Raw genomic sequence first — 20,032 nt, 5'->3', positions numbered from 1 at the left:
ACGATGACCTGTGGAGCAACGAGGTTGATCCTCCTTGGTGCAACTCCGCTATTCCGTCCGCCGGGACTTCCCATTGCAATTTAGTGGCATAACGTGAGGGAGCGTCGCGATTTGGTAAGCTAAAGAGTACTCTCTAGAACCGCGCAAACACCGTCTATGGCTCCATCCGTAAGTTTTGACCTCGATGCCCTCAACCAGCGCTTTGAAGGGGCGCATCCCCGCGAAATCTTGGCGTGGGCAGTGGCTGAAATTCCCCAGGGGCTAGTGCAGACCAGTGCCTTTAACATTGATGACATGGTGATTACGGATCTGCTCTACCGCGATCTGCGCCCGCATCCTCCTGTACCCGTTCTCTTTTTGGATACACTGCACCACTTTCCGGAGACCCTGGAATTCGTGCAGCAGGCCAAGGAAAAATATGGTCTTGATTTGCGCATCTACAAAACTCCCGAAGTGGACAGCCGTGAGGCTTTTGCTGAGCGCTATGGTGACAAGCTTTGGGAAAGGAATGTTGAGCAGTTTCACTATGTCACCAAAATTGAACCACTGCAACGAGGCTTAGCAGAACTCCATACCGTGGCTTGGCTTACGGGACGGCGTCGCGACCAGGCGGTCACCCGTGCCAATATGCCCTATGTGGAACTGGACAAAGAGGGGCGTCTGAAAATTAATCCTCTTGCTGCTTGGACACGCAAGCAAACTTGGGCCTACGTGATGGAGCACGGGGTAATTTACAATCCCCTCCACGATCGCGGCTATGCCAGCATTGGGGATGAACCCCTCACTACCCCTGTGGCCGAAGGGGAAGATGAACGGGCGGGTCGCTGGCGCGGCATGGGCAAAACCGAGTGCGGCATTCACATCTAAGCTCATGTACTTTCAGGATGTTATTGCGACGCTGCACCAATTTTGGTCGGCCCAGGGATGCTTGATTGCCCAGCCCTACGACGTGGAAAAGGGCGCCGCCACCAAAAGCCCCCATACCTTTTTACGTGCCCTCGGCCCTGAGCCTTGGGCAGTGGCCTATGTGGAGCCTTGTCGGCGACCGGGGGATGGTCGCTACGGCGAGAATCCCAACCGCTACCAGTACTACTACCAGTACCAAGTGCTGATCAAGCCTTCTCCCGACAATATCCAAGAACTCTATTTGGAGTCGCTGCGCGCCCTTGGCATTCGTCCCCAAGAGCACGATATTCGCTTTGTTGAAGACAACTGGGAGGATGCCGCCGTTGGCGCGTGGGGGGTGGGCTGGGAGGTCTGGCTCGACGGTATGGAAATAACTCAGTTTACCTATTTTCAGCAGTGCGGGGGTCTGGATTGCCGGCCAGTGTCCATTGAAATTACCTACGGCTTGGAGCGGCTGACAATGTACCTTCAAGAAGTGGACGCGATCGCCAATATCCGTTGGAACTCTAGCCTTACCTATGGCGATGTCCATCTCCAAGGGGAAATTGAGCAATCCACGTACAATTTTGAGGCCTCCGATCCGGAACGATTGTTTACCCTTTTTAGTCTCTACCAGCAGGAGGCGGAGCAGCTTCTGGAAAAGCAGTTGGTTTTCCCCAGCTTGGACTACGTGCTCAAGTGTTCCCACACCTTTAACCTGCTGGAGGCCCGTGGCGTGATTTCGGTGGCGGAGCGCACCCGCTACATTGGTCGCATTCGCGCATTGGCACGGCGGGTTGCCCAAACCTATGTCCAGCAACGGGAAGCTCTGGGATTTCCCCTGCTCAAGGAGCCAACGCCGAACGCCCCCTTAAGTCACGATTAATTTAATCGAGATCAACAGAGGAAAATAAATGGGATCGCAGTGGCACCTGTGGGGAGTTACTGTTTTGTTGGTAGCGACAGCAGCAATGGCAGCAGAGGTGCCGCGCTTTGTCAGTCCCAGAAAGTTTTGGGGACAGTTAGTCTATCAGGTCAAACCACTGAAGCCCGAAAACGTAGTGGCCCTAACCTTTGATGATGGCCCGTGGGGTAGCTCCACCCGCCAAGTGCTGCAAATCCTCAAGGAGGAGGATGTCAAGGCCACCTTTTTTGTCCTTGGCAAGCACGCCCTGATGTACCCGCATGTGCTTGCTGAGATTGTCAAGGCAGGTCATGCCGTTGGCAACCACAGTTGGAGTCATCCCTACAAACGCGTTGCTTCAGAGGTAGCCAAACAGGAAATCGAAAACACCTCTGCGCTGATTGCCAAACAAAGCCAAGCGCAAACGCGCCTCTTCCGCCCACCAGGGGGCAATTTGACCACGGGGCTGGTGGATTATGCCAAGTCAAAACACTATGCCATTATCATGTGGTCAGTGGATACCCATGATACTCGACCCAACACCACCGCAGCGGATATTGTTGAGCGCGCCCTCAGGGAAGTCAAAGCGGGCAGTATTATTTTGCTCCACGATGGCGGGGGCGATCGCACTACTACTCGCAAAGCCCTCCCCACGCTGATTCGTCGCCTGCGGCAAAAGGGTTATCGCTTTGTCACTGTGCCAGAACTGCTGCACCTAGCGGTTAAAGCACCCACCCGAAAGCCTGAACCAAGCCCCGCACCCGCCCCGGAACCCATTTTAAGCCCAGCTCCCCTACCCCCTCCAGAAAGCCTGCCCCCTCCTGCGCCGGTGCCTACCCCTCCCTCCAGTCTCCCTAGGGAACCACAACTAGGCTCACCCCGTATGCCTTCCCACTAAGGCTCTAGGGGAAATTCGCTAATCTGGGGTGTCGAAGTACCGTTGAGGGTTTCCCCCAATTGATGGAGGGGTTCATAGACGGGTTCTAAACTGGCTTGGGTGTGGGCGATCGCCCGCAGCAGCTCAGCCGTGAGATACTCCAAGGGATGGGGAGGGGGCGGCTGGCGGCGGCGATATTTGGGAGTCGGCACAAACTCGCTGGCCACAGCCTGAAGCTGGTAGGCTACTGCCTTGACCTTGGCAAGACAGATTAGGGTTTCCTCTAGGTGGTGGACAATTTGCTGGTGCTGCGTCTGTAGTTGTTGCCACTGTTCAGGGGCGATCGCCACCGGTTGGAGATCAAGGGGGGTCAAATCCCGAAAAAGTGTTTCTATATCTAGTGTTTCATTACTCACGAGTCCCTCCAACAAGGCCGCGTCAAAGAGTTCCCCGAGCACTTCGGGAGACACGGCTGCCCACTCACTGGGGGAAGAAAATGCAGGATCAGGGGGGGTCATGGGCATTTACCAAGTCGCATTGGGTGGGATTGCAGAACATGAAAAAGGGTCTGTCCTCCTAACTTTGTTAACCTTATAACGGTTTTGTTTGGTAATTGTGATTGTGACCTCCTCTTCTCTGCCGATTGTTTTAGGTGTAACGGGTGCCTCTGGCCTGATTTACGCCGTACGTGCCATTAAATTTCTATTACAAGCAGGCTATCCCATTCAATTGGTAGCCTCAAAGGCGGCGCATCAGGTGTGGCAGGCGGAATATGGCCTTACCCTGCCCATCCAGCCCGACAAGCAGGCCCTGTTTTGGCGCGAACAGGCGCAAGTCTGGGAGGGTTCCCTCACCTGTCACCGGCCCACAGATGTGTCGGCTGCGATCGCCAGCGGTTCCTTTCGCACCTTGGGCATGGTGATTCTTCCCTGTAGTATGAGCACCGTTGCCAAGTTGGCTGCCGGGTTAAGTTCAGATCTCCTAGAGCGAGTGGCCGACGTCCACCTCAAGGAACACCGTCCCTTAGTGCTGGTGCCTCGCGAAACTCCTTTTAGTCTCATTCACCTGCAAAACCTCACCCAATTGGCGATGGCGGGGGCGCGCATTGTGCCGGCCATCCCCGCGTGGTATCACCGTCCCCAGACCATTGAGGACTTGGTGGATTTTGTGATCGCCCGTGCCTTCGATCAGTTAGGGTTGGATTGTGTGCCTTTGCAACGCTGGCAAGGACCCCTTTCCTAATGCGCACTTGGATTTATTTGGGGGCGATCGCCCTCCTCACGATACTCGTTGTTCAAAATTGGGAGCCGGTGATTTCCCTCCGCTTTTTAGGACAGCAAACACCGCCGCTCCCCCTTGCCACTTGGATTGTGGTGGCAGCCCTCTCTGGGATCGGTGTCGGCCAGTGTTTACTCTGGCTCACCGCAGAAGCTCCAGTGGTTCCGACAAGCGGGCAATCGCAAGAACCCCCTGCAGCAGACCCCTCGATGCGTCCGCCGGCGGATGAACCAGAGATTGATACCAGGGATGTCGAGGATTGGTTTAGCGAACCAGCGCCAACCCGCCGCGAGCCAGAGATTCAAGATCGCCCCCGCACCACCTACGCATACCAATATCGCCCTTCCCGCAAAGCCACCGCCAAAGCCCCACCGCCCCCCGATCAAGTGGTGGATGCCGAATACCGCGTTTTAACGCCGCCGCCCCCCAAAGACACTCCCCCTGCGGATGAAGAAGACTGGGACATTCCCCTATGATCAAAGGGGTTGTCATTGGAGAGAGACTGTGAAGGTTGCAGTGGTGGGTGCCACAGGTCGCACAGGTCAACGAATTGTGAGTGCCCTACAAAGGTCTGAACATCAGGCGATCGCCGTTGTACGAAACCCTGCCAAAGCTCAAGGACTTTGGTCCACGGTAGAAATTCGCACCGCTGATGTCACCCAACCGCAGACCTTGCCCCCAGTGCTGAAAGATTGTAATGCCGTGATTTGTGCCACGGGAGCTAGTCCTAGCCTCAACCCCTTGGAACCCTTGAGTGTGGATTATCTGGGCACCAAGAATCTGGTGGACGCTGCCAAAGCTGTCCCTGTGCAGCAGTTTATTCTTGTTTCCTCACTGTGTGTCTCGCAATTTTTCCATCCCCTAAATCTTTTTTGGCTCATTTTGTATTGGAAGCAGCAGGCGGAACGTTATCTGCAAGAAAGCGGTTTAACCTACACGATTGTGCGGCCGGGAGGTCTGAAGGACACCGATGAGGGTGGCTTTCCCATCATTGCCCCAGCAGATACCCTCTTTGAGGGGAGTATTCCGCGATCGCGGGTGGCGGAAATTTGCGTCGCCGCCTTGGGTGAGCCGAGTGCCTACAATAAAATCTTTGAAGTGGTGAGCCGCCCCGATCAGACGCCCGTGGCCTATCCAGAGTTATTCCGTTCAGTTGCGGCAGTGTGAGGAGACCTTTGGTGCGCTTTTCCCGTTGGTTGCTGGCGATCGCCCTTGTTGGAGGCCTAGGCTATTCTTTTTTGGCATCGCGTTCGAGTGCCCTCTGGTGGTATTGGTACCGCTGGCAATCCAGTCAAATTGCCCCCTTGGTGATGCAGGGGGGTGACCCCTATGTGCGAGCACTGATGCGCACCATTTCTGTCGGTGAGGCCAATGACGCCAATCCCTACACGCTGCTCTATGGTGGCGAGCACGTTCAAGACCTTAGCCAGCATCCGAATCGCTGCATTCCCATTCGCCGTGGCCCCAATCAGCATCTATGCACCACCGCAGCCGGGCGCTATCAATTTCTCACCACCACTTGGCAGGAGAAAGCCGCTCGCTATCATCCCCAACCGCCAAGCTGGTTTTGGCAAAACTATAGCTTTGCCCCAGAGTATCAAGATCAAGTCGTCTATCGCTGGCTTACCGATCCTACCGCTTGGAATGCCGATATTCCGCAACTGCTGCGAGAAGGTCGAGTACAGGAAGTGTTTGCTCTCCTATCGGAGACGTGGACCAGTCTGGGCTACGGCATTGAAAGCAATTTAATGACTCCCCACCTCGAAGAGATCTACCAGCAACTCTTGGCTCAGGAATTAGCTGCGTCACAGACAGCTAGGAGAGACGTGTCCCGCTGATTAATTTTCTCTGCCGACGGATCTATTCAGATGGGCAAACACCTGATTCTTGCGTCGAATCCGTCGGAGTCGCTCTGGGAGAGGGTTTGAGCATTTTTAGTCATCTCGTAGAAAATAATTTACCCCCCCTTGCAAGGGATCCCTCGGAACAGGGAGTTGCAATCCGCTCAGGGAGAGGCTAAATTAAAGGCGCCCTTGCTTCCCTTCGGGGAAGCTGATTAAATGGAAACTTGAAAGTTTTCGATAAGTCTAAATTAGCTTAGCGGAATAGTTACAGTTTCAGAGAATTCCCAAAAAGCAAAGAAGAAGAGATTGTTTAGGCAAGTGGTAAGTAAGGGCAAAAGGCTAGTTATCTGGTTATTCACCTTTTGTGCAATCCTACTCCTGACTCTTTACTGGCAAGCAATTGCAGCAAGGGTTTGTTTGAATATTGCTCAACTTGCTCGGATTCAGGGTCGAGACATAACTGACCTTTACCTGAAGGCGTACCAGTTTGCACCTAATGATCTTCACGTTCGCTGGCAGACAGCAGAGGCTTTTGCCCGTGCTGAGCAATACCAAAAGGCCGTTGATATATTACAGGTAACGCAAGCAGGGAATGTAGAACCCTACTCTAGCCTGATACAGGCCAGTTTAATTGAGAACCTAGTTAAGTTGGGCAGGGTGCGCGAAGCATGGAGTCAGTTCTCCCGTGTTCGCAAGCCAATTCCTCTGGATTCAAGAGCAGCAGCTCACCTCTGGCTTGCCGCACTAGACGGAAGAATTCCTAAAACAGATGTAACTGAAGTAGCCCTTGATCGATTGCTGAAGGCAACCCTCGGGCATTTTCTTATGATCCATGAACTCGACCCAATACTCACGAAAATAAAGCAGCCCAACTTTTGGCAGACTTCAGAGGGGAAACATCTCCGCTCCCTACTGGAGTATAAAGCCCAGATATGCTGTCACCACTGGCATCATGCAAGCTCACTGCAAGAGAAGTCTGAAGTTGATATTGAATTTATTTCTAAATCTCTAGGCCTCTCTAAAAGTGAGATTAAAATTGGTAAAGAACGACTTACTAATACCGAATTTGAGGCCGCTGACTACTCTGCCACTAGTCCGCTCCAATGGTCGGCAAATCCCAACCGAAGGGGCTTTTTTAACACTAACCAAGGTAAGCTAAGGATTGATGCTGTTATTCTAGGAGATAGCGATTACAGTATTTCTTTTTATAGATGGCTTGCATCAGGTACAAAGCCCTATGTTGCCTCAGTTAGATACTGTACACTGAAGCCTCTAGATTATTCACAGGAACCTAAAGTTATCTTAGCCATCGGTAAGCCTTATGTACTTAAGCCAACAGACGGGAAATGGGTTAATGCTTACGTTATTGACTGGAACCTAAGAAAACCAAGGCTCAACCCCTCTCTAACTCTTGCTGGTAGAGGCACACTTTGGGTGGATAAATTATCAATTAGAGAAATATCCTTAAGTGAAAGTAAAAATTTCCGCAAGGGAAGTGAGAAAATTCTTTTTAATTTCACTGATCAAAAATGCCAGCTCTAGAAAGAGGTTCTGATTATGATTTTTTCTTCTGCTATTCTAAAAAATATCACTAGCCTGATTTTTTCATATCAAATTCATTTTTTCTTGATCACAGCCTTACTGCTTGGTGGAGTCCGACTTATTTTGCCCTATGATTACTTTGTTGTTGCTGGCTTAATTGCTCTATGCATTCTGAGTTATTGCTTGGAAATATTGACTAGAGCAAGATATAGACTAAATCTTCCTTTGACCAGTATTTCTAGACTGCTTTTGGGATTATTTCTATTCTCTGTCCTATTTTCTATTCTATTAACCAGTGAATTAAACCTTCCAAGATCAAGCTACCGTGTGCTCCTCATTAGTGTAAATCTTTACTTATTCATTTTTCACTTAATCAGCCATGTTCCTGATAGAAGATTAAACCAATTTTGTTTGGGAATAATTCTATTTTTAACTTTATTACTGATATTATTTGCCTCTTCTGCTCCACTTTTTACTGAATTCTATCCTCGTAAGTTTTCATTTATACCTGAGGGGATATATAAGATTTTACCTCCACCAAGGTCAATTGAAGATGGGGGCTATAACCCAAACTATTTTCCTACACTAATAGTTATCTTACTACCAACAAGTTTAGTTTGGTGGCTTTTCCCCAAAACAAGAGAACTGCCTAAGTGGCTGAAATGGTTAACTTTAGTGGGTGTGGTGACCAGCTCATGCACGCTTATCTTATTGCAATCACGCGCCTCTCTTATAGCTGTAGTTATTAGCATTTTAATTCTTCTCATCCTGCGAGTTCCTCTTTCCATTAAACCCCTACTCAAATTAATTCCTGTACTTCTTCTAATATTGATATTTCTATTCATTTATCCTGAGAGTGTACAATCTATTCTAAGAGCCTTTGGAGATCCATTTGGATATTCATTTATTGAGCGAAATAGGATGTGGCTTTACGGCTGGTTAATGCTTAATGACTTTATGTTTACAGGCTCAGGCATAGTTGAAAAATCTAGTATTGTCCATCTCTTCTATCCCAAGTTAAATGTTGTGGAATTTGCTCTTGTCTATCTCCATAATGTGTTTTTAGAAATAGTTGCTGATGTGGGAATATTCGGTCTAATTAGCTGGCTATCCCTATGGGCTACTACCAGCGTTGGTGCCTGGTTTGCTTACAGAAGCCATCACCCCTTGCTTTCAGCTTTAGGCGCTGCTCTACTTGCTACCCAGTGGGGTATACTTATTCATCAACTGTTTGAGGGTCAGACTTGGGTTGACTTCAAGTCAAGTTCCTTGGTTTGGCTACTCTGGGGGGTGGCCATGGGGATAGGGTTTAGAGCAAAGTGCTTACAGAAGCCTGAGCGCAGTGGTAGTGTTGCATCCTAAGAAAGAATCGCGCCTTTCCCCAAAGGACTAAAATTTAGGAGACTCTCTCGTTTCAGTTGGCTGGCCTTGGTGGATGTCTATGGCATTTCTTGAGTATCTCCACGCGGAACCCCGTCGTGTCATTGTTTTTGATGGGGCAATGGGTACGAATCTGCAGGCGCAAAACCTGACGGCAGCGGACTTTGGTGGTAAGGAGTACGAAGGCTGCAATGAATATCTGGTGATTAGCAAGCCAGAGGCAGTGGCCAAGGTGCATCGTGATTTTTTGGCAGCAGGAGCAGATGTCATTGAAACGAATACCTTTGGCTCATCCTCAATTGTTCTCAGCGAGTACAATTTGGGCGATCGCGCCTACGAAATCAGCAAGAAAGCCGCGGAACTGGCCAAATCTGTTGCCGCCGAATTTAGTACCCCCGACAAACCCCGTTTCGTTGCTGGCTCGATGGGACCAGGCACAAAGCTCCCCACCCTTGGCCACATTGACTACGACACCCTCTACAATGCGTTTCGCGAACAGGCGGCTGGTCTCTTTGATGGCGGGGTTGACCTCTTTATTATTGAGACCTGCCAAGACGTACTGCAAATTAAGGCGGCGCTCAATGGCGTGATGGCCGTCTTTCGGGAGCGAGGCGAACGCCGCCCCCTCATGGTCTCCGTGACCATGGAACAGCAGGGCACCATGCTGGTGGGTTCCGAAATTGGTGCTGCCCTCACGATTCTGGAACCCTATCCCATTGATATTTTGGGACTCAACTGTGCCACCGGCCCAGACCTGATGACGGAACATATCCGCTATCTCTCGCAGCACTCTCCCTTTGTTATCTCCTGTATTCCCAATGCCGGCTTGCCAGAAAACATCGGCGGTCACGCCCACTACAAACTAACCCCAATGGAATTGCGGCTTGCCCTTACCCGCTTTGTTGAAGATTTCGGTGTGCAGGTGATTGGCGGCTGCTGTGGCACACGCCCCGATCACATTGCTGCCCTCGCAGAAATTGCGGCCACCCTGACACCAAAGACCCGCACTCCCCAACGGATGCCTGCTGCCGCCTCGATCTACAGTCCCCAACCCTACGATCAGGAGAATTCCTTCCTGATTATTGGCGAGCGGCTCAATGCCAGTGGCTCGAAAAAGTGCCGCGATCTCCTCAACGCCGAAGATTGGGATGGCCTCGTTGCCCTTGCTCGCGCCCAAGTGCGTGAAGGTGCCCACATTCTGGATGTCAACGTGGACTATGTGGGTCGCGATGGGGTGCGCGATATGCGGGAGTTGGTCTCACGGCTGGTTACCAACGTTACCCTGCCCTTGATGCTTGACTCCACCGAATGGCAAAAGATGGAAGCAGGCTTAAAGGTGGCCGGGGGTAAGTGCTTGCTGAACTCCACCAACTTTGAGGACGGCGAAGCCCGCTTTTATAAAGTTCTGGAATTGGCCAAAACCTATGGGGCAGGGGTGGTCATCGGCACCATTGATGAAGAGGGGATGGCGCGAACCGCCGAGAAAAAGTTTGCCATTGCCGAACGTGGCTACAAAGCTGCCCTTGACTACGGCATTCCCCCCTACGAGATTTTCTTTGATCCCTTGGCGTTGCCCATTTCCACAGGAATTGAGGAGGATCGGGTCAACGGGCGCGAAACCATTGCTGCTATTCGCCGCATTCGTGCTGAACTCCCCGACTGCCACATTCTCCTCGGCATCTCCAACATCTCTTTCGGTTTGAACCCTGCAGCGCGCCAAGTCCTCAACTCGATGTTTCTCCATGAGGCGATGCAAGCGGGCATGGATGCTGCTATTGTCAGTGCCGCCAAAATTTTGCCCCTGGCCAAAATTGACCCAGAGCATCAGCAGGTGTGCCGTGATCTCATCTATGATCGGCGGCGCTTTGAGGGGGACGTGTGTGTCTATGACCCCCTTGCTGAACTCACGCGGCTGTTTGAGGGCAAAACCACTCAACAGGATCGCTCGCAGGTGGAGAACCTGCCCCTTGAAGAGCGGCTCAAGCGCCACATCATTGATGGCGATCGCCTTGGTCTTGAAGACACCCTTGCCAAAGCCCTTGAAAAGTATTCCCCCCTTGAAATTATCAACACGTTCCTCCTCGATGGCATGAAGGTGGTGGGCGAACTCTTTGGCGCTGGGCAGATGCAGCTTCCCTTTGTCCTCCAGTCCGCAGAAACCATGAAAGCGGCCGTTGCCTACCTTGAACCCTTTATGGAGAAAGCCGCCACAGGGGACACGGCCAAGGGCACGGTTGTCATTGCCACGGTCAAGGGGGATGTCCACGATATTGGCAAAAACTTGGTGGATATTATCCTCACCAACAACGGCTACCGCGTAATTAACTTGGGGATTAAACAGCCCGTTGAAAATATCATCCAAGCTTACGAAGAGCACCGGGCAGACTGCATCGCCATGAGTGGCCTTTTGGTCAAATCCACTGCCTTCATGAAGGAAAACCTGGAGGTCTTTAATGAGCGCGGCATTACGGTTCCGGTCATTTTGGGAGGAGCTGCTCTCACACCCAGGTTTGTCTATGAGGATTGCCAGTCCACTTACCACGGTCAGGTGATCTACGGGAAGGATGCCTTTGCCGATTTGCATTTTATGGATCGGCTCATGAGTGCCAAGGCCGCGGGTCTGTGGGACGATCGCCAAGGATTTTTAGATGACACTCGTGTCTCTGTGCTCGAGGAAAGGGACACGCCAGCGATCGCTGACGAACCCACCGCCGTTGCCGAACCTGAGATACCCCCAATAGTGGATACCCGCCGCTCTGAAGCTGTGGCTGTGGATATTCCCCGCCCCACGCCCCCCTTCTGGGGCATTCGTCACCTCAAGGCGGATCAGATTCCCCTTCCAGAAGTTTTTGCCTACCTCGACCTCCAAGCCCTAATTGCCGGTCAGTGGCAGTTTCGCAAGCCCAAGGATCAAGACCGCGCCACCTACGAGGCCTTCCTTGCCGAGAAGGTTTACCCCATCCTTGAGGAATGGAAACGGCGTATCCTCGCTGAAAACCTTCTCCATCCTGAACTGATCTATGGTTACTTTCCCTGCCAAAGTGAGGGCAACACCGTCTATATCTACGATCCACAGCGGGTAGGGGAGAGAAGTGCCTGTGTCCCTGAGCGGGCGATCGCCCAGTTTACCTTCCCCCGCCAAAAGAGCGGCCGCCGTCTATGCATTGCCGACTTTTTTGCCCCTGTGGCATCGGGCATCATTGATGTCTTTCCCATGCAGGCCGTCACCGTGGGGGAAATTGCCACCCAAGTGGCGCAGGAATTATTTGCCGCCAATCAATACACCGACTACCTCTACTTCCACGGCATGGCGGTGCAAACGGCGGAAGCCCTAGCCGAGTGGTGCCATGCCCGCATTCGCCGCGAGTTGAGGTGTACACCAGATCCCACGTCCATTCGCGATATTTTGGCGCAGCGTTACCAAGGTTCCCGCTATAGCTTTGGCTACCCTGCTTGTCCCAATATGCAGGATCAATATACGCTGCTTCGACTTCTGGAGAGCGATCGCATGGGCATGTATATGGACGAAAGTGAACAACTCTACCCTGAGCAATCCACCACCGCCATTATCTGCTACCATCCGACGGCCAAGTACTTCAGCGTTTAGGCCTTATTTTTGTAGCTACTTAAAAGGGGCGGTGCCTGCAGCCTTGGCGAAATAGCTCGCCTACACGTTTTCGGGGCGAGGCTCATGGGCTTGCCGCTCCAAATCGTCTTTCTGAGCGTAGTTGGAAATACGGGCGTAGGCAACGGTGCGGCTTGGGCATCTCATCCGCGGCTTGAGCTTGCAAGGTCATAGGGACGATGGTCGCCCGCCGTGCGTTCGCCACCCAATTTCCCTAATGACTCCTAACGGTGCAGCATCGTGATCGACCCCCCTAACGCCAAAGCGGTTTCATCTATGGTTACCCATCTCTCGATATTGGAGGCTATTGCATAGTCTTGGTGATATTTCAACCCACTGTTCAAGTCCCTTGACCCTATAGTTAGGTATAAGGTTTACGCTGGGGTTAGAAAAACTGGTTTAGGAAAGTTCCTATGAGTGAACTCACGGTTGATGTCTTGGGTACAGGCTGTAAAAAGTGCCACGAATTGGAGGCCAATGCCCGTGCTGCCCTGGCTCAGTTGAACTTAACGGCCAACGTTAACCACATTACCGATCCCTTGGTGATTGCCGACTGTGGCGTGATGCGCACCCCTGCATTGCGGATCAATGGTCAAGTGGTCTCCCAGGGCAAAGTCCTGAGTGCCGATGAAATTGTCCCGTTGCTTCCCCACTAGGGATCTCCAAAGGAGAGAGCAATGCAAGGCAGTACCTTTTGGCAGGGACAGTGGAAATCCCTAGTAGCAATTGTTGGCGTCTTTCTCTTGTGCTTTTATTTGCCCGTTGAGCAGTTGCAGCAGTGGCCGCGCCTCCATGCTGCCTTCTGGAATGCACTGTACTTGGTGCGCTGGTATGCCCAAGAGCATGTCATTCTCTGTCTAGTGCCGGCCTTTTTTATTGCCGGGGCGATCGCTGTCTTTCTCAGCCAAGAGGCCGTCATGAAGTATCTGGGGGCAGAAGCTCCTAAGACTTTGGCCTATGGCGTGGCGGCCGTGTCGGGGACGATTTTGGCGGTGTGCTCCTGTACAGTTTTGCCCCTCTTTGCGGGTATCTATCGCCGCGGAGCAGGGTTAGGGCCGGCGATCGCCTTCCTCTATTCGGGGCCCGCCATTAATGTGTTGGCAATCATTCTCACGGCACGGGTCTTGGGGCTGTCTTTGGGGGTGGCGCGGGCAATCGGCGCCATTCTTTTTAGTGTGGTCATTGGGTTAATCATGCAAGCCCTCTTTCCCAGCCCAGTTGCAGCCTCTTCCCCCACGAGTACGCCCTTGGCCGGCGATGAACCCGCACGTCCCCTCTGGCAGCAGGTGATCTTCTTTGCGGTGTTAGTGGGAATTCTTGTCTTTGCCAACTGGGCACAGCCCACCAGCGATGTCTTTCTCTGGCAGGCGATCGCCCTGGGTAAGTGGTGGCTCACGGGATTTCTAGGGCTAATTCTCGGTGGCCTCTTGGTGTATTGGTACCACCTAAACCCGTCCAAAGTGCTGCTCATTGTCGGCGTGACCGCCGTCTTGGCGTGGCGATTTGGTTCCCAGCCACTGGTTCCCTTTAGTGCCGGCATTGTGGGTTTGGGGTGGCTGACCAGTACCGCGCGGGGGGAAGCCAAGGCTTGGTTTGAATCCACTTGGGAGTATGCTCAGCAAATTCTCCCCCTCCTGTTGCTGGGGGTACTCATTGCCGGGGCTCTCCTCGGTCGGCCGGGGAGTGAAGCTTTGATTCCCAGCCAATGGATTACCCAAGCAGTGGGCGGTAACTCCGTAGGGGCAAATTTCGTAGCGGCGATCGCCGGTGCATTTATGTACTTTGCCACGCTAACGGAAGTCCCGATCCTCCAAGGCCTATTGGCCAATGGCATGGGACAAGGCCCCGCCCTGGCGCTCCTCCTAGCCGGACCGGCATTATCCTTACCCAATATGCTGGTTATCCGCCAAATCATTGGTTGGCGCAAAACAATTGCCTACGTGGCATTGGTCGTGCTAATGGCAACGCTGTCGGGGATTGGCTATGGCTACTTTTGGGGCTGACGCAGATTCGCTAGACTGAGGCTAGATTTTGGGGAGTGAGGATGAGCTACGACTACGACCTGTTTGTGATTGGTGCAGGTTCCGGTGGCCTAGCGGCCTCTAAACGAGCCGCCTCCTACGGCGCTAAGGTGGCCATTGCCGAAGGGGATAGAGTCGGCGGTACCTGCGTCATTCGGGGTTGTGTTCCGAAAAAGCTCATGGTCTATGGCTCTAAGTTTAGCCATCTTTTTGAAGATGCCGTCGGCTATGGCTGGCGTCCCGTTGAAGCTAAATTGAACTGGGAGCGCCTGATTCAAGCGGTCAACCAAGAGGTGAATCGTCTCAGCCAAATGCATATTAGCCACCTTGCCAAAGCCGGGGTGGAACTGCTGCCCTTTTTTGCCCGCTTTGCTGACCCCCATACCCTAGAACTCGTGGATCGCCAAGGACAGGTACAACAGCGGGTGACAGCGGCAAAAATCTTGATTGCCGTGGGGGGCGAAGCCATTAAGCCCAATGTGCCGGGCATTGAATACAGCATTACCTCGCGGGAGATGTTTTTGTTGCCCAAGCAGCCCAAGCGCCTGGCCATTCTTGGCGGTGGCTACATCAGTGTTGAGTTTGCGGGCATCATGCAGGGGTTAGGCACGGAAGTGATTCATTTTCTGCGGGGCGATCGCCCACTGCGGGGTTTTGACCAAGACATTCAAGATGGGGTCTATGAGGGAATGCTGCGCCACGGCATTGACGTTCGTCCCCGCTGCCACATTACCGGCTTGAAGCTCACCAAGAAGGGCAATATCCGCATTCACTACGAACACCAGGGGCAAGCGTGTGAAACCAAAGTGGATACGGTACTCTGTGCGGTGGGACGTGCCCCCAACTTACAGGGACTGGGTCTCGATCAAGCGGGGGTGCACCTCAGTGCCAATCGTCAGGGGATTGTGGCTGTAGCGGTGGATGAATACTATCGCACCAACCAAGAACACATTTTTGCCGTGGGGGACTGCACCAACCGCGTCAACCTCACCCCCGTTGCCATTGCTGAAGGACGTGCCTTTGCCGATACCCAATTCGGCAACCTGCCCCGCACCCTCAGCTATGAGAATATTCCCTCGGCAGTATTTTCCCAACCGGAGGCAGCTTCAGTGGGGCTGTCGGAGGCCCAGGCCAAGGCAAAGTTGGGGGAAGAGAATGTCAAGATCTACCGCACTGCCTTTCGCCCAATGTACCACAGCCTCACAGGTCGCGATGAAAAGGTGATCGTCAAGTTGGTGGTGGAGAAAAATACGGAGGAGGTGTTAGGTGCCCACATGGTGGGGGACAACGCCGCTGAAATTATCCAAGGGATCGCGATCGCCCTGAAAATGGGCGCCACCAAGAAGGACTTTGATGCCACCATGGCGATTCACCCCTCGACAGCGGAGGAGTTTGTCACGCTGCGTTAGTGGCAACTTGAATGGGAGTGTGCAGTAATTCTAGAGCCGCCAGATATTGGGGATCCGCCGGGGTGCCCATGGCCATCAAGCTCTCTGGCGCCTCAAGCACTTGTCGGTCTGGCCCAATCCCCACTTTGTCAATGTTGTGGTGGTTAGGAGTTTCGTAGTGGGCAATGGTCACCGCCAGCCCAGAGCCATCGCTGAGGTTAAAAAGAGACTGAATTGAGCCTTTACCAAAGGTGCGATCGCCCACGAGGCGAGCACGCCCATGGTCTTGAAGGGCAGCGGCTAAAATCTCACTGGCACTGGCTGTTCCACCATTTACGAGGACGACCAACGGATCATGGGTGAGGGCTTCCCCATTAGCATTGAGGCTATCAATAATTCCATGGCGATCAACGGTATAGACAATTACCCCTGAATCGAGCCAAAGTTGGGCAATTTCTACTCCTGCCTGCAGCAACCCCCCTGGATTATTGCGCAGATCAAGAATATATTCCTCAGCCCCTTGCTGCTCTAGCCGTTCAATGGCCTTGCGCATTTCGTTGGCCGCCATAGCACTAAACTGACTGAGGCGAATATAGCCAAGGGTGTGCCCCTGCACTTGGCGAGCTTCGGCAATCACCGGATTAATTTCAATATGTCCCCGTTGCAGGGTGATGTCTTGAGGGGCGTTACTGCCCCGTTGTAGCAACAGATGGACAGCGGAACCTACTGCTCCCCGCATTCGTTCGGCAGCTTCATCGAGGCTGAGCTTGGTGGTGGAGATGCCATCAATGGCAAGAATGCGATCTCTTGGTTGAATACCGGCTTTGGCAGCGGGAGAACCATCTATGGGGGCAATCACTTCAAGGACGCCGGTTTCCGGGTCGGTGCTAATTTGTAAGCCAACGCCGGTTAATTCGCCGGCAGTGGTTGTCTGGAGGCTGCGAAATTGGGCAGGTCGCAGGAGGCGAGTAAACGGATCCTCAAGTGTGGCCAGCATCTTTTCAATGGCCTCATAGGTGGCCTCACGATTGGGGAGGGGACGCTTCAAGGCTTTTTCGCGCACCAGCCACCAGTTTTGGCCGTTAAAGGACGGATCAACGTAGGCTTGGTTGACAATGCGCCACGCCTCATTAAGGAGTTTTTGTTCCTCTGTGAGGGCGATCGCGATTTCAGAGGGGAAAATCCCCCAAAGCGCCACAAGAATAACGAAAAAACAAATGAGACGTTGTAGCCAACGAACCCCCATTGCTCCACCTGTGGATGACTTCTTTTTCCTAAGCTAGCACTAGAAAAATGTTTTGGAAAACACAGTTAATTTTTGAGGACAACCTTGGGATACAGGCGATCGCCCCCGCTCACGCCAATCCCCACAGCAGTACCGGCAAACGTTACGCCAATAACCTTCTGGGCCGGCGGTAGCCCCGTGCAAACAACGGCACGACCCTGATACCAGTCCCGGAGTTGCGCCTCATCTAGCTCTTGCCAAGGGAGGTGAGCCAGAACCTCTTGGGGAGGGTGCAGAGGTAAATGCTCCGGGGAAATCATCTCTAGAGAATGGCTCTGCTCAATTCTCAAGCCGCCACTTTCAATGCGCTGCAGAGTTGCCAAAGTTCCCCCTACTCCCAAGGCGGCTCCCAAGTCGCGGGCAAGGGCGCGAATATAGGTACCACTCCCGCAGCTAATGCGCAGGGTAAGTTCGGGGTGGGAACCCGCTTGCCAATCCAAGACCTCGATAGCATAAATTTCCACAGTCCGCGGCGGGGCGCTCACTACCTCGCCGGCACGGGCACAAGCATAGAGTCGCTGCCCCCCCACTTGAATCGCACTGTAGGCCGGGGGCAATTGTTCAATTTGGCCAATAAACCGCGGTAGATGTTCCTGAATGGCGGCAAGGGTGAGGTGATCGGCCGCCCGCTCTTGGCAAATGTTACCCGTAATGTCATCGGTGGTCGTGGTGATGCCAAAGCGTACCGTACCAATATAAACTTTGCGATTACACAAATAGGGAAGAAGCCGCGTTGCTGATCCAAGGGCGATCGGCAACACCCCGGTGGCCATGGGATCCAAGGTGCCGCCATGACCAATGCGTTTGAGCCGCAGCCGCTTTCGCAGCGCGTTAATACAGTCGTGGGAAGTACAGCCGGCGGGTTTATTGAGATTCAAAAAACCAAACATCAAGGCGTTGTGGTCTTCTCGGGACTGAGGGGTAAACCACTGACAAAGCGTTGCAAGGCAGCGATCGCGCGGTTGTACTCCACGGTGGAACTCAGCAGATTGCTCTGAGCACGAACTAAGGCGGTTTCCGCATTGCTCACCTCCGCCTGGGTGCCCACACCCGCCTGGAAGCGCAGACGGGCAAGGCGGAGTCCCTCAGTTGCTTGGCGCACCGCCACCTCATTGGTGCGGATATTTTCTTGACTGGACTTGAGGGTGTAGTAGGCCTGCTCCACTTGGAAGCGAATCAAATTGCGAAAGGCGGCATACTGGGCTTCGGCAATAGCCGCAGCACTTTCCTGCTGCGCAGCACTGGCTCGGGAGACCCCGCCGTCAAAAAGGGTCAGGTTTAGCTGGCCGCCAACGGTGTAGCCCCAGCGGGGGGCAACCGCATCGTCTAAGTTGTCCAATGTATTAAAAGTGCCGCCGGCAACCAATTGGGGACCCAGATTCCCCAGGGCAACCCGCCGCTGTTGAAGTGCTGCATTCCGCAGAGTGAGTTGCTGTTCCAATTCCACGCGGTTGCGCCAGGCCAAGGCAATACTTTCCTCAAGGGACAGTGTCCATTCCCCAACCACTCGAATTGGGTCGGCCGCCCGCACATTAGCCTTGTCATTGAGACTCAGCAACTGCGCCAGTTGGCGTTGAGCCGTTTGCAGTTGGCTTTGGGCTTGCACTAGTTGCTGCTGGTTGTTGGCCAGTTGCACTTCCGCCGTCAAAACATCAAACTTGGTTCCCAAGCCGGCGCGTTCACGGGCAATCGCATCCCGCAAGCTGATTTGCGAGTTTTGTACTGCTGCTTCACTAATGCGCACAAGAGCTTCCGCCTGTTGGATGTTGTAATAGGCATTGGTGACCTCCTGACGGAGTTGTTCAAGTTCCCGCTGAAGATCCAGTTCGGCATTGCGCACCTGTTCCTGGGCTGCTTTGATACTCGCCTCCCGCTGGCCAGCGGTGAAAATGTTGTATCCCAACTGCACGGTGCTGCTCCAAGTATTGCTGGTAGTGTTGAGACGGGCAGGTGGGGGCAGTGTGGCGTTTTGCAGGCGAATTGCTGCTGAATCCGTACGATTAATGCCCAACTGGAAAGAAATACTGGGATAGAGCGCTGCTTTGGCCTGGCGGAGGACAGCCCGACTTTGTTGCAGTTGTGCCTCAAGGATCTGCAGTTGGCGATTATTGCGGCGGGCAAGTTCAAGGGCTTCGTTGAGGGTGATGGGTCGATCTAGGTCAATTTTCACTTGATCGGGACGACTGGGGAGATAGAGCGGATCGGGATTGGGGTTGAGGGGCAACAGATCGGTTGCCGTAGGATTGGATTGGGCGATCGCCCCCCCGCCCATGGCGATCCAGATGCCCGCAAGGCTTCCCAGCAGCAGACCGCTTTGTTGGCAGATGGATGGTTGACCCATGTTCCCTCCCGACGCCGTGAGAATTCCGAATTCTTTACCCCTAAAACTATAACAGTCCTTCTCTTAAGGAACTACTCCCGAAAAGGCGCTACACTTGACTCAAGTTCCAAAACACCTGTAATCGACACAGTGGCAACAATTTTACGCACTTGGAGCTACCAGTACCCTTGGCTTTACGACACAATTAGCGCCCTCGCCGCCCTTGCAGTGGGGGGAAGCGATCGCCTGCATCGCTTGGCTTGGCAAGATTTGAACTTACCCCGCAGTGCCGTTGTTCTAGACCTCTGCTGTGCCCACGGCGTTGTCACTCAAGCCTTAGGGGAGGCTTTTGATCGGGTCACAGGTCTCGATGCCTCGCCGCGGGCGATCGCCCGTGCCCAACAGCGGGTGCCCCAAGCCACCTACGTGGAAGCTTTTGCCGAGAAGATGCCCTTTGCCGATGCCACCTTTGATCTGGTACACACCAGCATGGCGCTCCACGAAATGACCCCGCAGCAGCTGCATGCTGTCTTGGCGGAAGTGTGGCGGGTTCTTAAGCCCGGTGGCTGGTTTGCCCTGATTGATTTTCATCCTCCCCAAGTCCCCCTCCTGTGGCCGGCAATTGCCCTCTTTTTCTGGCTCTTTGAAACCGAAACCGCCTGGCAACTGCTGCAAATAGACTT

At 53.3% G+C, this 20,032-nt stretch carries 18 protein-coding genes; 14 read left to right on the top strand and 4 right to left on the bottom strand.

Annotation, left to right across the window (positions count from 1 at the left end; genetic code table 11):
• The first annotated feature begins 156 nt into the window (after window positions 1-156).
• Genes cysH through Q0683_RS05195 form a run of 3 tightly spaced genes read left to right on the top strand, consistent with a single transcriptional unit; the run spans window position 157 to window position 2,687 of the window.
• Window positions 157-867: a phosphoadenosine phosphosulfate reductase gene (gene cysH, locus Q0683_RS05205; protein WP_298614706.1), complete on the top strand. Its 711-nt coding sequence runs from the start codon at window positions 157-159 to the stop codon at window positions 865-867.
• Between the two features lie 4 nt (window positions 868-871).
• Window positions 872-1,771 carry a glycine--tRNA ligase subunit alpha gene (glyQ, locus tag Q0683_RS05200; RefSeq protein WP_298614703.1) on the top strand — a complete coding sequence of 300 codons (900 nt, stop codon included), beginning with the start codon at window positions 872-874 and terminating at the stop codon, window positions 1,769-1,771.
• 28 nt (window positions 1,772-1,799) lie between these two features.
• Window positions 1,800-2,687, top strand: a complete 888-nt coding sequence (locus Q0683_RS05195) for a polysaccharide deacetylase family protein (RefSeq protein WP_298976619.1) — start codon at window positions 1,800-1,802, stop codon at window positions 2,685-2,687.
• Here Q0683_RS05195 and Q0683_RS05190 read toward each other — a convergent pair.
• Window positions 2,684-3,184 carry a hypothetical protein gene (locus tag Q0683_RS05190; RefSeq protein WP_298616255.1) on the bottom strand — a complete coding sequence of 167 codons (501 nt, stop codon included), beginning with the start codon at window positions 3,182-3,184 and terminating at the stop codon, window positions 2,684-2,686. The two genes, Q0683_RS05195 and Q0683_RS05190, sit on opposite strands and share 4 nt — an antisense overlap.
• A gap of 103 nt (window positions 3,185-3,287) precedes the next feature.
• Between Q0683_RS05190 and Q0683_RS05185 the strand changes: the two genes are divergently transcribed.
• From Q0683_RS05185 to gor, 10 genes are all read left to right on the top strand, one after another.
• Entirely contained in the window at window positions 3,288-3,908 is a 621-nt protein-coding gene (locus Q0683_RS05185; protein ID WP_298616258.1) for a flavin prenyltransferase UbiX, read from the top strand.
• Window positions 3,908-4,420, top strand: a complete 513-nt coding sequence (locus Q0683_RS05180) for a hypothetical protein (protein WP_298616260.1) — start codon at window positions 3,908-3,910, stop codon at window positions 4,418-4,420. Before Q0683_RS05185 ends, Q0683_RS05180 begins: the two co-directional genes overlap by 1 nt.
• A 28-nt stretch (window positions 4,421-4,448) precedes the next feature.
• A complete protein-coding gene (locus tag Q0683_RS05175) occupies window positions 4,449-5,111 on the top strand; it encodes an SDR family oxidoreductase (protein WP_298616263.1) in 663 nt (220 codons plus the stop codon).
• 11 nt (window positions 5,112-5,122) lie between these two features.
• Window positions 5,123-5,782, top strand: coding sequence for a glycoside hydrolase family protein (locus Q0683_RS05170; protein WP_298976616.1), 660 nt, complete (start codon window positions 5,123-5,125; stop codon window positions 5,780-5,782).
• A 423-nt stretch (window positions 5,783-6,205) separates the two neighbouring features.
• Window positions 6,206-7,330 (top strand): tetratricopeptide repeat protein, encoded by a 1,125-nt coding sequence (locus Q0683_RS05165; RefSeq protein ID WP_298976614.1) that lies wholly within the window; start codon window positions 6,206-6,208, stop codon window positions 7,328-7,330.
• Between the two features lie 15 nt (window positions 7,331-7,345).
• The gene (locus tag Q0683_RS05160) at window positions 7,346-8,692 is read left to right on the top strand and encodes an O-antigen ligase (protein ID WP_298976612.1); all 1,347 of its coding nucleotides are present in this window, start codon (window positions 7,346-7,348) and stop codon (window positions 8,690-8,692) included.
• A 73-nt stretch (window positions 8,693-8,765) separates the two neighbouring features.
• Window positions 8,766-12,317, top strand: coding sequence for a methionine synthase (gene metH / locus Q0683_RS05155; protein WP_298976610.1), 3,552 nt, complete (start codon window positions 8,766-8,768; stop codon window positions 12,315-12,317).
• Between the two features lie 431 nt (window positions 12,318-12,748).
• A complete protein-coding gene (locus tag Q0683_RS05150; RefSeq protein WP_298611305.1) occupies window positions 12,749-12,991 on the top strand; it encodes a thioredoxin family protein in 243 nt (80 codons plus the stop codon).
• Window positions 12,992-13,012: 21 nt separating this feature from the next.
• Window positions 13,013-14,338 (top strand): permease, encoded by a 1,326-nt coding sequence (locus Q0683_RS05145; protein ID WP_298617566.1) that lies wholly within the window; start codon window positions 13,013-13,015, stop codon window positions 14,336-14,338.
• Between the two features lie 41 nt (window positions 14,339-14,379).
• A complete protein-coding gene (gor, locus tag Q0683_RS05140; RefSeq protein WP_298976607.1) occupies window positions 14,380-15,765 on the top strand; it encodes a glutathione-disulfide reductase in 1,386 nt (461 codons plus the stop codon).
• Here gor and ctpA read toward each other — a convergent pair.
• The 3 genes from ctpA to Q0683_RS05125 all read right to left on the bottom strand — a co-directional run bounded on the left by ctpA (window position 15,752) and on the right by Q0683_RS05125 (window position 19,370).
• Window positions 15,752-16,990 carry a carboxyl-terminal processing protease CtpA gene (gene ctpA, locus Q0683_RS05135; RefSeq protein WP_298614209.1) on the bottom strand — a complete coding sequence of 413 codons (1,239 nt, stop codon included), beginning with the start codon at window positions 16,988-16,990 and terminating at the stop codon, window positions 15,752-15,754. The genes gor and ctpA overlap by 14 nt on opposite strands.
• A 65-nt stretch (window positions 16,991-17,055) precedes the next feature.
• Window positions 17,056-17,919, bottom strand: coding sequence for a tRNA pseudouridine(55) synthase TruB (gene truB, locus Q0683_RS05130; RefSeq protein WP_298614207.1), 864 nt, complete (start codon window positions 17,917-17,919; stop codon window positions 17,056-17,058).
• Window positions 17,919-19,370 carry a TolC family protein gene (locus Q0683_RS05125; protein WP_298617564.1) on the bottom strand — a complete coding sequence of 484 codons (1,452 nt, stop codon included), beginning with the start codon at window positions 19,368-19,370 and terminating at the stop codon, window positions 17,919-17,921. Before Q0683_RS05125 ends, truB begins: the two co-directional genes overlap by 1 nt.
• Window positions 19,371-19,499: 129 nt before the next feature.
• Here Q0683_RS05125 and Q0683_RS05120 point away from each other — a divergent pair.
• The coding region (locus Q0683_RS05120) for a class I SAM-dependent methyltransferase (RefSeq protein ID WP_298617562.1) at window positions 19,500-20,032 on the top strand (533 nt) is incomplete at its 3' end.

It is taken from the genome of uncultured Thermosynechococcus sp. (assembly GCF_938074695.1).
Classification (GTDB): Bacteria; Cyanobacteriota; Cyanobacteriia; order Thermosynechococcales; family Thermosynechococcaceae; genus Thermosynechococcus.
The sequence above is the reverse complement of the archived record's forward strand: the minus strand, read 5'-3'. Positions and strand labels throughout refer to the sequence as shown.

What these genes read in the sequence shown, in the direction of transcription:
- Q0683_RS05150 (WP_298611305.1), top strand. Translation starts at nt 12,749, where the DNA reads ATGAGTGAACTCACGGTTGATGTCTTGGGTACAGGCTGTAAAAAGTGC.
- ctpA (WP_298614209.1), bottom strand. Translation starts at nt 16,990, where the DNA reads ATGGGGGTTCGTTGGCTACAACGTCTCATTTGTTTTTTCGTTATTCTT.
- Q0683_RS05125 (WP_298617564.1), bottom strand. Translation starts at nt 19,370, where the DNA reads ATGGGTCAACCATCCATCTGCCAACAAAGCGGTCTGCTGCTGGGAAGC.
- metH (WP_298976610.1), top strand. Translation starts at nt 8,766, where the DNA reads ATGTCTATGGCATTTCTTGAGTATCTCCACGCGGAACCCCGTCGTGTC.
- Q0683_RS05180 (WP_298616260.1), top strand. Translation starts at nt 3,908, where the DNA reads ATGCGCACTTGGATTTATTTGGGGGCGATCGCCCTCCTCACGATACTC.
- Q0683_RS05145 (WP_298617566.1), top strand. Translation starts at nt 13,013, where the DNA reads ATGCAAGGCAGTACCTTTTGGCAGGGACAGTGGAAATCCCTAGTAGCA.
- gor (WP_298976607.1), top strand. Translation starts at nt 14,380, where the DNA reads ATGAGCTACGACTACGACCTGTTTGTGATTGGTGCAGGTTCCGGTGGC.
- truB (WP_298614207.1), bottom strand. Translation starts at nt 17,919, where the DNA reads ATGTTTGGTTTTTTGAATCTCAATAAACCCGCCGGCTGTACTTCCCAC.
- Q0683_RS05190 (WP_298616255.1), bottom strand. Translation starts at nt 3,184, where the DNA reads ATGACCCCCCCTGATCCTGCATTTTCTTCCCCCAGTGAGTGGGCAGCC.
- Q0683_RS05195 (WP_298976619.1), top strand. Translation starts at nt 1,800, where the DNA reads ATGGGATCGCAGTGGCACCTGTGGGGAGTTACTGTTTTGTTGGTAGCG.
- glyQ (WP_298614703.1), top strand. Translation starts at nt 872, where the DNA reads ATGTACTTTCAGGATGTTATTGCGACGCTGCACCAATTTTGGTCGGCC.
- cysH (WP_298614706.1), top strand. Translation starts at nt 157, where the DNA reads ATGGCTCCATCCGTAAGTTTTGACCTCGATGCCCTCAACCAGCGCTTT.
- Q0683_RS05160 (WP_298976612.1), top strand. Translation starts at nt 7,346, where the DNA reads ATGATTTTTTCTTCTGCTATTCTAAAAAATATCACTAGCCTGATTTTT.